This window comes from Salmonella sp. 32082101201600294FB01SM01, assembly GCF_017572865.1.
GTDB classification, from domain to species: Bacteria; Pseudomonadota; Gammaproteobacteria; order Enterobacterales; family Enterobacteriaceae; genus Salmonella; species Salmonella enterica.
This window is the reverse complement of record NZ_JAGESB010000002.1, coordinates 536,799-550,705: the sequence shown is the minus strand read 5'-3', so window position 1 is coordinate 550,705 and position 13,907 is coordinate 536,799. Positions and strand designations below refer to the sequence as shown.

The following is a 13,907-nucleotide window of genomic DNA, read 5'->3' as shown; positions in this document are numbered from 1 at the left end:
ACAAGCCGCGCATTCCTTTCGGAAGCACGGCCTTACAACTACAACTCGATCTGAATTGAGAGCAGCCCGCTCTCAAAAGATTAGTACAGACGAGTACGGCGTGCGTTTTCGCGAGCCAGTTTCTTCGCGTGACGTTTCACTGCAGAAGCTTTAGCGCGCTTACGTTCGGTCGTCGGTTTTTCATAGAACTCACGACGACGAACTTCCGCCAGAACACCTGCTTTTTCGCAGGAACGCTTGAAGCGACGCAGAGCTACGTCGAACGGCTCGTTTTCACGTACTTTAATTACCGGCATGTGCCTCTCACCTTTGATTAATTCGGTTTGCCGCTGGCATCAACGCCAGCTTATTTCAAAATGGTGCGGAATTTTACTGCAATTGCTGCTGCTTTGTAAAGCACCGCGGCCTTTTTTGAACGGGACTTTTATAAGGTGAGGGAGTATACACGAAGTCGGGACTGAGGGTATACATCCACCCGCATTCGACCTACACTGCGCGGTATTAGAGCGAGGTAAAACAAGTCATGCGTGTACTGGGTATTGAAACATCCTGCGATGAAACCGGCATCGCTATTTACGACGACAAAAAAGGTCTGTTAGCCAACCAATTGTATAGTCAGGTGAAATTACATGCTGACTACGGCGGCGTAGTGCCTGAACTGGCTTCCCGCGATCATGTGCGTAAAACCGTGCCGCTGATTCAGGCGGCATTAAAAGAAGCCGGTTTGACGGCGAGCGATATCGACGCGGTGGCCTATACCGCAGGCCCGGGCCTGGTCGGCGCGCTGCTGGTCGGCGCAACCGTCGGGCGTTCACTGGCATTTGCCTGGACTGTGCCGGCCATTCCTGTACACCATATGGAAGGTCATCTGCTGGCGCCGATGCTGGAAGATAACCCTCCGGATTTCCCGTTTGTGGCGCTACTGGTCTCCGGCGGACATACGCAGCTCATTAGCGTGACCGGAATCGGTCAGTACGAACTGCTGGGAGAGTCGATTGACGATGCCGCCGGTGAAGCGTTTGATAAAACCGCCAAATTGTTGGGGCTGGATTATCCTGGCGGCCCGATGCTGTCGAAAATGGCGTCGCAGGGGACGGCGGGACGTTTTGTCTTTCCGCGCCCGATGACCGATCGTCCGGGGCTGGATTTTAGTTTTTCCGGTCTGAAAACCTTTGCCGCTAACACCATTCGTAGTAATGGCGACGACGAACAAACTCGCGCTGATATCGCGCGCGCTTTTGAAGATGCGGTCGTGGATACGCTGATGATCAAGTGCAAGCGCGCGCTGGAAAGCACCGGTTTTAAGCGTCTGGTCATGGCGGGCGGCGTCAGCGCTAACCGCACGCTGCGCGCGAAGCTTGCCGAAATGATGCAAAAACGCCGCGGCGAAGTGTTCTATGCGCGTCCGGAGTTTTGTACTGACAACGGGGCGATGATCGCCTATGCCGGAATGGTGCGGTTTAAGGCGGGCGTTACGGCGGATCTTGGCGTAACGGTACGTCCGCGCTGGCCGCTGGCCGAGCTGCCGGCGGCGTAAAAGCGGAAAAAGGGGGCGACATCATGCCGCCCCAACGGGTTTACAGCAAAACGACGGGCATCCACAACAGCCCGGTGACGATCAGCAGCACCAGGAAAATCAGGCCGAAAATCGCGCCTAACCACGCCAATGGTGGAAGAGTGACGCGCGGCGGATTCGATATGTACGCCTATCACCGAGCTATTTATCCGGCGATGCGCAGGCACGGCATAGCGTAAAAAACTACTCCGAATCTTTCTGGCGTTTCTTTTTCAGCTTCGTCCAGATTTTCGTCTCCTGGCGACGCCACAGACGCTGGATGTTGTCATGATGGCGCAGCAAAATGAGACATGACAGCATCGATACCGGGAAGGTGAACTGCGGTTTAAACCACCAGACGTAAAACGGCGCAATCAAGGCGCTGACAATCGCCCCTAACGATGAATAACCGCTTAACAGGACCGTCAGCAGCCAGGTGCCAGCCATAACGCCGGTTAAATCCCAGCCGATGGGCGCAATGGCACCAAATGCGGTTGCTACGCCTTTCCCACCTTTAAAGCCAAAAAAGACCGGCCAGATATGCCCCAGACAGGCGGCGATAGCGATAAGCCCCAGCCAGAAAGGGGTAACGCCTAACGCATACGCGCCCCAGACGGGCAACATGCCTTTAAGGATGTCAAAAATAAGTACCGCGACAGCCGCTCCCTTGCCACCGATTCGTAATACGTTCGTCGCGCCCGGGTTGCCGGAGCCGCTTTCACGCGGATCGGGCAGCCCGGCGATGCGGCAAACCAGAATGGCACTGGAAATTGAGCCGCAGAGGTACGCGAAGAGGATCATTCCAGGCGCGATTGCACTCATAAGCTGTTCCGTATTGAAAGTGTCGTTTTATTTACTATTTCTGTGGATAATACGCACATTTCGCCGGAAGTGGTATCCGGGTTAGCCAAAAAGCAGGCAGGTCGTGATGGATATTGTATTTATAGAGCAACTTTCGGTAATCACCACTATCGGTGTTTACGACTGGGAACAGACTATCGAGCAAAAACTGGTGTTCGATATCGAAATGGCGTGGGATAACCGTAAGTCGGCGAAAAGCGATGATGTCGCAGATTGTCTAAGTTACGCGGATATCGCCGACACGGTGATAAATCATGTCGAAGGCGGGCGTTTTGCTCTGGTCGAGCGCGTGGCGGAAGAGGTGGCGGATCTGCTGCTTAGTCGATTTAATTCTCCGTGGGTTCGCATCAAACTGAGCAAGCCTGGCGCCGTCGCGCGCGCGGCGAACGTAGGGGTAATTATTGAGCGTGGCAATAATCTGAAATAAAAATAAATAATTTTATATTTTTTAAACCAAACGGTTATATATGGGGTCTTAACGCGAGATCCATTTTTGCAGTGTTTTTCATTTTAGGGGTTTATTGATGAGCGATATGCACTCGCTGCTGATAGCGGCAATTTTGGGTGTGGTCGAAGGATTGACGGAGTTTTTGCCGGTATCCAGCACGGGCCATATGATTATTGTGGGTCATCTGCTGGGGTTTGAAGGCGATACGGCCAAGACATTCGAAGTGGTGATTCAACTTGGATCTATTCTGGCGGTCGTGGTGATGTTCTGGCGGCGGTTGTTTGGTCTCATCGGTATTCACTTTGGCCGCCCGCTACAGCGTGAAGGTGAAAGTAAAGGTCGATTAACGTTGATTCACATCCTGCTGGGCATGATTCCGGCGGTGGTGCTGGGGTTAGTCTTTCATGACACGATCAAGTCGCTATTTAACCCAATTAACGTGATGTACGCGCTGGTGGTAGGCGGTCTGTTGCTGATTGCCGCCGAGTGCCTGAAGCCGAAAGAACCGCGCGCGCCGGGGCTGGATGATATGACGTATCGTCAGGCTTTTATGATTGGCTGTTTCCAGTGTCTGGCGCTGTGGCCGGGCTTCTCGCGTTCCGGAGCGACCATTTCCGGTGGGATGCTGATGGGCGTCAGCCGTTACGCCGCCTCTGAGTTCTCGTTCTTACTGGCTGTGCCGATGATGATGGGCGCAACGGTTCTGGATCTCTACAAAAGTTGGTCATTCCTGACCGCAGCGGATATTCCGATGTTCGCAGTGGGCTTTGTGACGGCGTTTGTGGTGGCGCTGATCGCCATCAAGACCTTCCTGCAACTGATTAAGCGTATCTCGTTTATTCCGTTTGCGATTTACCGCTTTGTGGTGGCGGCTGCCGTTTACGTTGTCTTCTTCTGATGATTGACCTGCCGGATGGCGGCGTACCGCCTTGTCCGGCCTAACTGTTTTGTCGGTCTGATAAGCGCAGCGCCATCAGGCAATTTATCGTGCCGGATGGCGTTTAGCTGGCGGGGTTCGGGCAGCGCTTCTCTTTCCAGTTGGCGACCGCTGCAATTCGTCGCTTTGTCAGCTCCTCGCGAATCTCAATGCCCTTAAATCCGGCCTCTACCACCTCTTTCGTCGGTACCGCCTGCGCCACCTGCCAGGCTTCGCGCAGCCAGCGCCCCTGCGGGTAATCCGACGCTTCAAAGCCGGTACGTCCACGGACATCGGCCTCGCTGGTCAGCGCAATCTGCTCGACGCGCTGCGGTTTACGCCATGCATCAATGGCGTCAAACAGCTTAACGATCGTTTTCGGCTGGAGTATCGGAAAGGTGTGGATCAGATCGTGGTACTCGGCGACCAGTTTAGCTAAATCACGCAGGTCATTGGGGACGCGCAAACGCTGGCATAACTGTTCGACCAGTTTCACGCCCGCCGGGCCGTGGCCATGATGGCGCGGCCAGAGGTTTTTCGGCGTTAAGCCTTTGCCCAGATCATGACAAAGCGTGGCGAAACGGACATCAAGCTGCGGACTGAGCATGGCGGCCATCGACAGCGTCATCAGCGTATGAACTCCGGTATCAATTTCCGGATGCCACTTTGCCGGCGCGGGTACGCCAAACAGGGCGTCGATTTCCGGAAACAGGACGCGCAGGGCGCCGCAGTCGCGCAATACCTGGAAGTAAACCTGCGGATTGCGGGTGGTAAGCGCATTTTCCGTCTCTTTCCATACCCGTTCCGGCGTCAGATGTTCCAGCTCGCCTGCCGCGGTCATGTCGCGCATTAGCGCCAGTGTTTCATCGGCGATACGGAAACTCAGATGAGCGTAACGGGCGGCAAAACGCGCCACGCGCAATACGCGCAAGGGATCTTCGCCAAACGCGGGAGAGACATGGCGCAGTAGACGCGCCTCCAGATCCCGGCGCCCGTGGTAAGGGTCGATAATCTGGCCGTCATCGTCGCGCGCCAGAGCATTAATGGTCAGATCGCGACGCTGGAGATCGGCTTCCAGGGTAACGTCCGGCGCGGCATAACAGGTGAAGCCCGTGTAGCCGGAACCGGATTTACGCTCAGTACGCGCCAGCGCGTATTCTTCGTGAGTTTGCGGATGGAGAAACACAGGAAAATCACGGCCTACCTGCTGGTAGCCCGCATCAAGCATCTCCTGCGGCGTGGCGCCGACAACGACCCAATCTTTATCTTTAACCGGTAGCCCTAACAACGCATCCCGAACCGCACCACCGACCAGATAAATCTTCACGCCACTTTCCTTTTAAAAACGATCATCCTCTAATGATAAGACAGTGCCGCAGAGAAGGCGATTTAGTTCATCCAGCGGTCTTTGCGTTTACGGCTTGGGATCATATGCGGCAGCACCAGCCCTAACAGCAAGCCAATACCCAATACGCCGCCGCCATACATAAACCACTGCATAATAATGGTGCGCTGTTTGTCATCCAGCTGCAGATTCGCGGCGCTAACTTTTTTCTGCGCGACAATCAGCTCGTTTTTCAGCTTCTGGTTCTCTTCTTTTAGCCCGTTGATGACGCTGTCGCTTTGCGCCACTTTCTGCTGCATATCGGCGGTGCGCTGATTCCACGTGGTATCAATATTGTTGAGTTTATCGGTCAACGTTTTGACCTGATTTTCCAGATCCGGCACGCGGGTACGCAGGCTTGGCGTGGTATTCAGTTCTTTTAACGGTATCCAGGCAGTACGACCAGAACTGTCTTTGATTTGACCATAGTTGGCATCGCTCTGTAAGAGCGTGACTTCCTCGCCGGCGTTGACGGTACCCACAAGGCGATAATTATCTCCCGGACCGCTGCGGACCCAGGTATTCAGTTCATCAGAAACGTAACGCGTCTCTTCAGCATGAGAGACGGCGGTGGCGCTAAGCGCAAGTAAAGTTAGTCCAATCAGGCGTAATTTTGGCATCAGGCTGTCGTTATTGTCAGAGAAAGTGGAACGATAGTAACGGCATCAGTGTCGCTACGCAAAGCAGTCGACATCAATCGGAATCATCTGTGTCGCCTTTGCCGCTACGTCAAACTTTTACGCCCGTCAAATTGCTCGTTGCATGGCAATTTGGCGCAAAATACTATCTACTGACAAAAATAATGCGGGTAAGTTCGCCAAGAATCTTCCCAGATGTGACATAACCCATAAGTACAAGGCCATGGCTCAGGAAATCGAATTAAAGTTTATAGTCAATCACGACGCCGTAGATGCGCTGCGAAATCATCTTCATACGCTCGGCGGCGAGCATCATGCGCCCAGCCAGTTACTGAATATCTACTTCGAAACGCCTGATAACTGGCTACGCCGCCATGATATGGGGCTGCGTATTCGTGGTGAAAATGGGCGCTATGAAATGACCATGAAAATTGCCGGCCGGGTAACGGGGGGGCTGCACCAGCGACCCGAATACAATGTCGCGCTAAGCGAACCCGTGCTGGATCTGACGCAACTTCCGGCGGAGGTCTGGCCGGATGGCAACCTGCCCGCTGGCCTGGCATCAAGCGTACAGCCGCTGTTCAGTACCGATTTTTACCGGGAAAAATGGTGTCTGGACGTTGACGGCAGCAGGATTGAAATTGCGCTCGATCTCGGCGACGTAAAAGCGGGCGAGTTTGCCGAACCGATTTGTGAGCTGGAGCTTGAGTTGCTTCGCGGCGATACGCGCGCCGTGTTAAAACTGGCGAAGCAACTGCTGTCGCAAACCGGTTTGCGTCAGGGCAGTCTGAGTAAGGCGGCGCGAGGTTATCACCTGGCGCAGGGGAATGCGCCGCGAGAGAATACACCAACGGCAATTCTGCGGACTGCCGCGAAAGCCACGGTAGAGCAAGGGCTGGAGGCTTCGCTGGATCTGGCGTTGTCACAGTGGCAGTACCATGAAGAGCTCTGGCTGCGCGGCGACGAGTCGGCGAAAGAACACGTGCTGGATGCTATGGGATTAGTGCGCCATGCCTTAATGCTCTTTGGGGGCATTGTTCCACGTAAAGCGAGCGCTCACTTACGTGATCTACTTACCCAGGCGGAAGCGACGATGACATCCGCGGTGTCCGCCGTCACAGCCGTTTATAGTACGCAAACGGCGATGGCGAAACTGGCATTGACGGAATGGCTGGTGACGAAAGCCTGGCAGCCATTTCTGGACGCGAAGGCGCAGGCCAAAATGGCCGATTCTTTTAAGCGTTTCGCCGACATTCATCTTTCTCGTCATGCTGCTGAATTAAAAAAAGTCTTTGGACAACCGCTGGGTGATAAGTATCGCGACCAGTTGCCGCGTTTGACTCGCGATATCGACAGCGTTTTACTGCTGGCTGGGTATTATGATGCGATGATCGCGCAGGCATGGCTGGAGAACTGGCAGGGATTGCGTCACGCCATTATTACCGGACAACGTATTGAAATTGAACATTTCCGTAATGAGGCCATTAACCAGCAGCCGTTCTGGTTGCACAGCGGAAAACAATAATCAGAACCGTAGAAAGCGCCTGATGACGCTGCGCTTATCAGGCTTACGGTATGCGGACTTGTAGGCCGGGTCAGGCGAAATGCCGCCATCCGGCATTATTTAAAGGATATCCCCTAAATGACGCCGCTCTCTTCACCCTTATCGCAGTACTGGCAGACCGTTGTTGAGCGCCTACCAGAAGGATTTACTGAGACATCGCTTAGCGTGCAGGCGAAGTCAGTACTTACATTTAGCGATTTTGCGCTGGATAGCGTGATAGCGCATCCGGAGTGGCTTGCCGAACTGGAATCCGCATCGCCGCAGGCTGATGAATGGCGACATTATGCTGGCTGGTTACAGGAGGCGTTGGCAGGTGTCTGTGACGACGCCTCGCTGATGCGTGAACTGAGGCTTTTTCGTCGTCGCATCATGGTACGCATCGCCTGGGCGCAGACGCTGTCGCTGGTGGACGATGAGACTATTTTACAACAGTTGAGCCATCTGGCGGAGACGCTCATTGTGGGGGCGCGCGACTGGCTGTATGCCGCCTGTTGCCGCGAATGGGGAACCCCCTGTAACCCGCAGGGCGTTCCGCAGCCGCTGTTGATTTTAGGCATGGGCAAGCTGGGCGGCGGCGAACTGAATTTTTCGTCTGATATCGATCTGATTTTCGCCTGGCCGGAACATGGCGAGACCCGGGGCGGGCGTCGTGAACTCGATAACGCCCAGTTTTTTACGCGTCTCGGGCAGCGGCTGATCAAAGCGCTGGATCAGCCCACAATGGATGGTTTTGTCTATCGGGTGGACATGCGCCTGCGACCGTTTGGCGACAGCGGCCCGCTGGTACTGAGTTTTGCCGCGCTGGAGGATTACTATCAGGAGCAAGGACGCGACTGGGAACGCTACGCCATGGTGAAAGCGCGGCTAATGGGCGATAACGACGACGCCTGGTCTCGTGAATTACGCGCCATGCTGCGACCTTTCGTTTTCCGCCGCTATATCGATTTTAGCGTCATCCAGTCGCTACGCAATATGAAAGGGATGATCGCCCGCGAAGTGCGACGCCGCGGTTTGAAGGACAACATTAAACTTGGCGCGGGCGGTATTCGTGAAATTGAGTTTATCGTGCAGGTATTCCAGCTCATCCGCGGCGGGCGCGAGCCGTCGCTACAGTCGCGTTCGTTACTGCCGACGTTGGATGCTATCGCTGCGCTGCATTTGCTGCCTGAGAATGACGTGGCGCAACTGCGCGTGGCCTATCTTTTTCTACGTCGTCTGGAGAATCTGCTGCAAAGCATCAATGACGAACAGACACAAACGTTGCCTGCCGACGATCTGAACCGGGCGCGGCTGGCCTGGGGAATGAAGGCGGAGAACTGGCCGCAGCTTGTTGGCGAACTGACGGATCATATGGCTAATGTACGCCGCGTATTCAACGAATTAATTGGCGATGATGAAGCCGATACCCCGCAGGAGGAAGAACGTTCAGAGCCGTGGCGTGAAGTATGGCAGGATGCGCTACAGGAGGATGATTCGACGCCAGTGCTGGCGCATTTAGCCGATGAGGATCGGCGACAGGTTCTGACCCTCATCGCTGACTTCCGTAAGGAACTGGATAAACGCCCTATCGGCCCGCGCGGGCGGCAAGTGCTGGACCAACTGATGCCGCACCTGCTTGCTGATGTCTGTTCCCGCGAAGACGCCGCTGTTACGCTATCGCGGATAACGCCGTTGCTGGCGGGGATTGTCACTCGCACCACCTATCTGGAGCTGCTGAGCGAATTTCCTGGCGCGCTGAAACACCTGATTATGCTCTGCGCCGCTTCGCCAATGATAGCGAGCCAACTGGCGCGTTATCCGTTGTTGCTTGATGAACTGCTCGACCCCGGCACGCTTTATCAGCCGACGGCTACCGACGCTTACCGCGACGAATTACGCCAATATTTACTGCGCGTGCCGGAAGAGGACGAAGAACAACAACTGGAGGCATTACGCCAGTTTAAACAGGCACAGCTTTTGCGGATTGCGGCGGCGGATATTGCCGGTACGCTGCCGGTGATGAGAGTGAGCGATCACCTCACATGGCTGGCAGAGGCGATGATTGATGCTGTGGTGCAGCAGGCGTGGACGCAAATGGTTGCGCGTTATGGTCAGCCAGTGCATCTGGACGAGCGCCAGGGGCGGGGGTTTGCGGTTGTCGGTTATGGCAAGTTGGGCGGATGGGAGCTGGGCTACAGTTCCGATCTGGATCTCATCTTCCTGCATGACTGTCCGATGGACGTCATGACCAACGGCGAACGCGAAATCGACGGGCGGCAGTTTTATCTGCGCCTGGCGCAGCGCATTATGCATCTGTTCAGTACGCGCACCTCCTCCGGCATTTTGTATGAGGTGGATGCGCGTCTACGCCCCTCTGGCGCGGCGGGAATGCTGGTGACTTCAGCGGACGCGTTTGCCGATTATCAGCAGCATGAAGCCTGGACCTGGGAACATCAGGCATTGGTACGCGCTCGCGTGGTATATGGCGACCCGCAGCTTACCTCACAGTTTGATACGGTGCGCCGCACTATCATGACGACGGCGCGCGACGGCAAGACATTGCAGACTGAAGTGCGTGAAATGCGCGAGAAAATGCGGGCGCATCTCGGCAATAAGCATCGCGATCGTTTTGATATTAAAGCTGATGAAGGCGGTATTACGGATATTGAGTTTATCGCGCAATATCTGGTACTGCGCTACGCTCATGAAAAACCTAAATTAACGCGCTGGTCTGATAACGTGCGCATCCTGGAGCTTCTGGCGCAAAACGACATTATGGATGAACACGAAGCGCAGGCGCTGACGGTAGCCTACACCACACTGCGTGATGAACTGCACCACCTGGCGTTGCAGGAGCTTCCCGGTCATGTGGCGCAGACGTGTTTTAGCAAAGAGCGCGCGCTGGTGCAGGCAAGCTGGCGGAAGTGGCTGGTAGCCGTTTGAATTATGCTATTATCGCGCGCAAATTTTGAATCTCTCAGGAGACAGGAATGAAAGTAAATCTGCCAGCGTTTGAACGTGCAGGCGTCATGGTTGTGGGTGATGTAATGCTGGATCGCTATTGGTATGGCCCCACTTGCCGTATTTCACCGGAAGCGCCGGTGCCCGTGGTTAAGGTAAATACCGTTGAGGAACGTCCGGGCGGCGCGGCGAACGTGGCGATGAACATTGCGTCTCTGGGAGCGAACGCCCGTCTGGTCGGCCTGACGGGTATTGATGACGCCGCGCGCGCGCTGAGCAAAACGTTGGCGGAGGTCAATGTGAAGTGCGACTTCGTTTCTGTGCCGACGCATCCGACGATTACCAAACTGCGCGTACTATCACGTAATCAGCAGCTCATTCGTCTTGATTTTGAAGAAGGCTTTGAGGGCGTGGACCCGCAGCCGTTGCATGAGCGTATCAACCAGGCGCTGGGATCGATCGGCGCGCTGGTATTGTCCGATTATGCCAAAGGCGCTCTGACCAGCGTGCAGACTATGATTTCCCTGGCGCGCCAGGCGGGCGTGCCGGTGCTCATCGATCCGAAAGGAACGGATTTTGAACGTTACCGCGGCGCCACGCTGCTGACGCCAAACCTTTCTGAATTCGAGGCGGTCGCGGGGAAATGTAAAAGCGAAGACGAACTGGTTGAACGCGGCATGAAACTCATTGCCGATTACGATCTTTCCGCGCTGTTGGTCACGCGTTCCGAACAGGGAATGACGCTGCTGCAACCGAATAAAGCGCCGCTACATATGCCGACGCAGGCGCAGGAAGTTTATGATGTTACCGGTGCGGGCGATACGGTGATCGGCGTGCTGGCGGCGACGCTGGCGGCGGGAAATACCCTGGAAGAGGCGTGTTATTTCGCCAATGCGGCGGCGGGCGTAGTGGTAGGTAAACTCGGGACGTCAACGGTTTCCCCTATTGAGCTGGAAAACGCAGTGCGCGGACGCGCGGATACCGGCTTCGGCGTTATGACCGAAGAGGAGTTGGGACAGGCCGTCGCCAGCGCGCGTAAGCGTGGCGAGAAAGTGGTCATGACCAACGGCGTTTTCGATATTCTGCACGCGGGCCATGTCTCTTATCTGGCGAACGCGCGCAAACTGGGCGACCGCCTGATTGTTGCGGTCAATAGTGACGCCTCGACTAAACGTCTGAAAGGCGAAAGCCGTCCGGTTAATCCGCTCGAACAGCGTATGATCGTGCTGGGCGCGCTGGAGTCAGTCGACTGGGTTGTCTCTTTTGAAGAGGATACGCCGCAACGACTGATTGCCGGTATTCTGCCGGATCTGCTGGTAAAAGGCGGCGACTATAAGCCGGAAGAGATCGCGGGCAGCGAAGAGGTCTGGGCCAACGGCGGCGAAGTCATGGTGCTGAACTTCGAAGATGGTTGTTCCACGACCAATATCATCAAAAAGATCCAGACCGAGAGCGAGAAGTAAAACCGCGTCATCAGGCGTTACAGACGCTGCGGGCGCTGATTTTGAAGGCGCGTCGGACATTTTGTTTCGACGCGTATCTCGCGGTTGACGCTGCTTTTTTTTCGACCTAGAGTAAAGGAATAAGGGTGAGAGGGGATCTCTCCCCCCTCTGATTGGCTGTTAGTAAGCTGCGAAACTTATCAGTAACAGAACAATCAGTATGATGACCTGGTGCATCATAACCCTTTCCTTATTAAAGCCCCTTCCTCGGGAGGGGCTTTCCCGTTTCAGCCCCTTGCTGACATCGCGATTGTTGGTGAGTGGCCTGTCTGGCGCAAGGGCTTTCTCCCGCCGATTTTGCGTTACTGGATCGCCCACGCAAAACGGCCTGCTGGTCATAACGCTTTGTACAGACAAGGTGGAAAAAAGATAAAAAAATCCCCGGCCTTATGACCAGGGACAGGAGATATGGCGGGGGTTATTGCTCTTTTACCGTTGCTTCGTGATTAATCTCATCCGTTGCCGATGAAACCAACGGTGTGGTCAGCGCCTTTAGCGAGCCGCCGGCGATGCCAATCTCGTTTAACAGCGAATCGATCAGCGGCGCCTGGGTACGATAGGTGAGCGCGGCAGATAACGCTTGTTCCGCCAGGTTTCCCCCGTTAGCGCCGCCAGCGGCGACGTCGCCCGCCATCGCGCCGCGATTGAGGCCATCGACCTGAATAATCTTAATGCCGTCGATGGATTTCATCGGTTCAACAGACTTCTCAATAACAGCAGGCAACGATTGTAAGAGCGCTAGTTTAAATTTGAGGCTGGTTTGTTCGTCAGATAGTACGTTGATAGCGTCATTCAGCGCCCGCTGCGCTTCGGCTTCCGCCAGACCTTTTTTACGCGTTGCTTCCGCCAGTTCGATGATGGCGGCGGCTTGCAATTCTGCCGCTTCTTTCTCTGCTTTTGCCCGAACGGTCAGTTCGACCGCTTTGGTTTCCGCATCCTGCGCCGCGGCGATCAGAGCGACCTGCTTGGCGCGATCCGCTTCGGCGGTCTGGCGGGTGGTTTCTACGTTTTGCTGGGCGCGAACCGCATCGGCCAGCGCGTCGTTGGCGCGCGCTTCCGCTTGCGATTGCTGCTCGGATTTGGCGGCAATGGCGATAGATTTCGTCTGGTTGGCGATTTCTGTCACCTGTTGCTGTTCGATCTCTTTAATACGTACTTCACGCTCGGCCTCAACTTTCCTGGACCGTACTGCTTGCTCACGTTCGATCTCCGTCTCCTGGATCTGCCGCTCAGCAAGAATGCGCGTCTGTTCTGCTTCACGATGGCGCTCGGCCTCAAAAGCGGCAATTTTAGCGTTTTGTTCGGCGGTGCGGGTTTTAACCTGTTGCTCCTGCTCCAGAGTCATAAAGGCTTCTTGTTGCTCGATTTCCAGCTTGCGTTCAAGCGCGTCGCGGTTCTTTTCGCGCACCGCTACTTCCACATCCTGTTCCACTTCATTACGTTCACGACGGCGGCGTTCGGTTTCCTGCGTCAGTTTCGTCAGACCTTCGGCATCAAAGGCATTGTTTGGATTGAAATGCTCTTTGGACGTTTGGTTAAAGTTGGTTAATGAGACGCTTTCCAGTTCCAGGCCGTTTTTCGACAAATCTTCCGCAACGGTGTTTTGTACGCCCTGAACGAAGTTTTCACGCGTGTCCTGTAGCTCATGCATCGTCATCTGGGCTGCGGTAGCGCGTAAGGCGTCAACGAATTTATCTTCAACCAGCATACGCAGATCTTCCGGCGACAGCGTTCGCTGGCCAAGGGTTTGTGCGGCGGTGGCAATACCTTCAACAGAGGGCTTTACACGCACGAAGAAAGCGACGACCACGTCAACGCGCATACGATCTTTGGTGATCAGGCTGTCGACGGTAGCACGGCTGACTTCAAGTTTTAGGGTATTCATATTGATCGGAATAATTTCGTGAAAGATTGGCATCACAATAGCGCCGCCGCTCATCACCACTTTTTGCCCGCCAAGCCCGGTACGGACAAACGCCTGTTCCGCAGATGCGCGGCGATAGAGGCGAGCAAAAATGATCCCGATAATTAGTAAGACGATAACCGCAACGATGGCGGTAAACATCCATGATGGCAATATGCCAAAAACATCATCCATT

At 55.0% G+C, this 13,907-nt stretch carries 13 protein-coding genes; 7 read left to right on the top strand and 6 right to left on the bottom strand.

Features of this window, described 5'->3' with window-relative positions; translation table 11 throughout:
- Window positions 1–80 precede the first annotated feature (80 nt).
- A complete protein-coding gene (gene rpsU / locus J4645_RS12410) occupies window positions 81–296 on the bottom strand; it encodes a 30S ribosomal protein S21 (RefSeq protein WP_001144069.1) in 216 nt (71 codons plus the stop codon).
- Window positions 297–523: 227 nt separating this feature from the next.
- On the opposite strand from rpsU, the gene tsaD reads away from it, so the two are divergent.
- Together tsaD and J4645_RS22355 are read left to right on the top strand one after the other, a co-directional pair.
- On the top strand, window positions 524–1,537 hold the full coding sequence (tsaD, locus tag J4645_RS12405; protein ID WP_001264396.1) for a tRNA (adenosine(37)-N6)-threonylcarbamoyltransferase complex transferase subunit TsaD: 1,014 nt from the start codon (window positions 524–526) through the stop codon (window positions 1,535–1,537).
- Between the two features lie 23 nt (window positions 1,538–1,560).
- Window positions 1,561–1,755, top strand: a complete 195-nt coding sequence (locus J4645_RS22355; RefSeq protein ID WP_001135053.1) for a hypothetical protein — start codon at window positions 1,561–1,563, stop codon at window positions 1,753–1,755.
- A 4-nt stretch (window positions 1,756–1,759) separates the two neighbouring features.
- On the opposite strand, the gene plsY is transcribed toward J4645_RS22355, so the two are convergent.
- On the bottom strand, window positions 1,760–2,377 hold the full coding sequence (gene plsY, locus J4645_RS12395; RefSeq protein ID WP_001272785.1) for a glycerol-3-phosphate 1-O-acyltransferase PlsY: 618 nt from the start codon (window positions 2,375–2,377) through the stop codon (window positions 1,760–1,762).
- 106 nt (window positions 2,378–2,483) lie between these two features.
- Here plsY and folB point away from each other — a divergent pair, with 106 nt between their 5' ends.
- Both folB and bacA read left to right on the top strand, forming a co-directional pair.
- On the top strand, window positions 2,484–2,843 hold the full coding sequence (gene folB / locus J4645_RS12390; protein WP_000355776.1) for a bifunctional dihydroneopterin aldolase/7,8-dihydroneopterin epimerase: 360 nt from the start codon (window positions 2,484–2,486) through the stop codon (window positions 2,841–2,843).
- A gap of 97 nt (window positions 2,844–2,940) precedes the next feature.
- The gene (bacA, locus tag J4645_RS12385; RefSeq protein WP_001281933.1) at window positions 2,941–3,762 is read left to right on the top strand and encodes an undecaprenyl-diphosphate phosphatase; all 822 of its coding nucleotides are present in this window, start codon (window positions 2,941–2,943) and stop codon (window positions 3,760–3,762) included.
- A gap of 103 nt (window positions 3,763–3,865) precedes the next feature.
- Here bacA and J4645_RS12380 read toward each other — a convergent pair whose 3' ends face one another.
- The gene (locus tag J4645_RS12380) at window positions 3,866–5,107 is read right to left on the bottom strand and encodes a multifunctional CCA addition/repair protein (protein ID WP_023206363.1); all 1,242 of its coding nucleotides are present in this window, start codon (window positions 5,105–5,107) and stop codon (window positions 3,866–3,868) included.
- Between the two features lie 62 nt (window positions 5,108–5,169).
- Entirely contained in the window at window positions 5,170–5,784 is a 615-nt protein-coding gene (locus J4645_RS12375; protein ID WP_001125344.1) for a TIGR04211 family SH3 domain-containing protein, read from the bottom strand.
- A gap of 241 nt (window positions 5,785–6,025) precedes the next feature.
- Between J4645_RS12375 and J4645_RS12370 the strand changes: the two genes are divergently transcribed.
- The 3 genes from J4645_RS12370 (at window position 6,026) to hldE (ending at window position 11,769) form a co-directional block, all read left to right on the top strand.
- On the top strand, window positions 6,026–7,327 hold the full coding sequence (locus J4645_RS12370) for an inorganic triphosphatase (protein ID WP_023214429.1): 1,302 nt from the start codon (window positions 6,026–6,028) through the stop codon (window positions 7,325–7,327).
- Between the two features lie 117 nt (window positions 7,328–7,444).
- Window positions 7,445–10,288 carry a bifunctional [glutamate--ammonia ligase]-adenylyl-L-tyrosine phosphorylase/[glutamate--ammonia-ligase] adenylyltransferase gene (gene glnE / locus J4645_RS12365; RefSeq protein WP_000188317.1) on the top strand — a complete coding sequence of 948 codons (2,844 nt, stop codon included), beginning with the start codon at window positions 7,445–7,447 and terminating at the stop codon, window positions 10,286–10,288.
- A gap of 47 nt (window positions 10,289–10,335) precedes the next feature.
- Complete coding sequence (gene hldE, locus J4645_RS12360; protein WP_000867679.1) at window positions 10,336–11,769, top strand: bifunctional D-glycero-beta-D-manno-heptose-7-phosphate kinase/D-glycero-beta-D-manno-heptose 1-phosphate adenylyltransferase HldE; 1,434 nt, start codon at window positions 10,336–10,338, stop codon at window positions 11,767–11,769.
- Window positions 11,770–11,928: 159 nt separating this feature from the next.
- Here hldE and J4645_RS12355 read toward each other — a convergent pair whose 3' ends face one another.
- Together J4645_RS12355 and J4645_RS12350 are read right to left on the bottom strand one after the other, a co-directional pair.
- On the bottom strand, window positions 11,929–11,988 hold the full coding sequence (locus tag J4645_RS12355) for a type I toxin-antitoxin system Ibs family toxin (protein WP_001804776.1): 60 nt from the start codon (window positions 11,986–11,988) through the stop codon (window positions 11,929–11,931).
- A 238-nt stretch (window positions 11,989–12,226) separates the two neighbouring features.
- Entirely contained in the window at window positions 12,227–13,906 is a 1,680-nt protein-coding gene (locus tag J4645_RS12350; protein ID WP_023214428.1) for a flotillin family protein, read from the bottom strand.
- Window position 13,907 lies beyond the last annotated feature (1 nt).

What these genes read in the sequence shown, in the direction of transcription:
- rpsU (WP_001144069.1), bottom strand. Translation starts at nt 296, where the DNA reads ATGCCGGTAATTAAAGTACGTGAAAACGAGCCGTTCGACGTAGCTCTG.
- tsaD (WP_001264396.1), top strand. Translation starts at nt 524, where the DNA reads ATGCGTGTACTGGGTATTGAAACATCCTGCGATGAAACCGGCATCGCT.
- J4645_RS22355 (WP_001135053.1), top strand. Translation starts at nt 1,561, where the DNA reads ATGCCGCCCCAACGGGTTTACAGCAAAACGACGGGCATCCACAACAGC.
- plsY (WP_001272785.1), bottom strand. Translation starts at nt 2,377, where the DNA reads ATGAGTGCAATCGCGCCTGGAATGATCCTCTTCGCGTACCTCTGCGGC.
- folB (WP_000355776.1), top strand. Translation starts at nt 2,484, where the DNA reads ATGGATATTGTATTTATAGAGCAACTTTCGGTAATCACCACTATCGGT.
- bacA (WP_001281933.1), top strand. Translation starts at nt 2,941, where the DNA reads ATGAGCGATATGCACTCGCTGCTGATAGCGGCAATTTTGGGTGTGGTC.
- J4645_RS12375 (WP_001125344.1), bottom strand. Translation starts at nt 5,784, where the DNA reads ATGCCAAAATTACGCCTGATTGGACTAACTTTACTTGCGCTTAGCGCC.
- J4645_RS12370 (WP_023214429.1), top strand. Translation starts at nt 6,026, where the DNA reads ATGGCTCAGGAAATCGAATTAAAGTTTATAGTCAATCACGACGCCGTA.
- glnE (WP_000188317.1), top strand. Translation starts at nt 7,445, where the DNA reads ATGACGCCGCTCTCTTCACCCTTATCGCAGTACTGGCAGACCGTTGTT.
- hldE (WP_000867679.1), top strand. Translation starts at nt 10,336, where the DNA reads ATGAAAGTAAATCTGCCAGCGTTTGAACGTGCAGGCGTCATGGTTGTG.
- J4645_RS12350 (WP_023214428.1), bottom strand. Translation starts at nt 13,906, where the DNA reads ATGGATGATGTTTTTGGCATATTGCCATCATGGATGTTTACCGCCATC.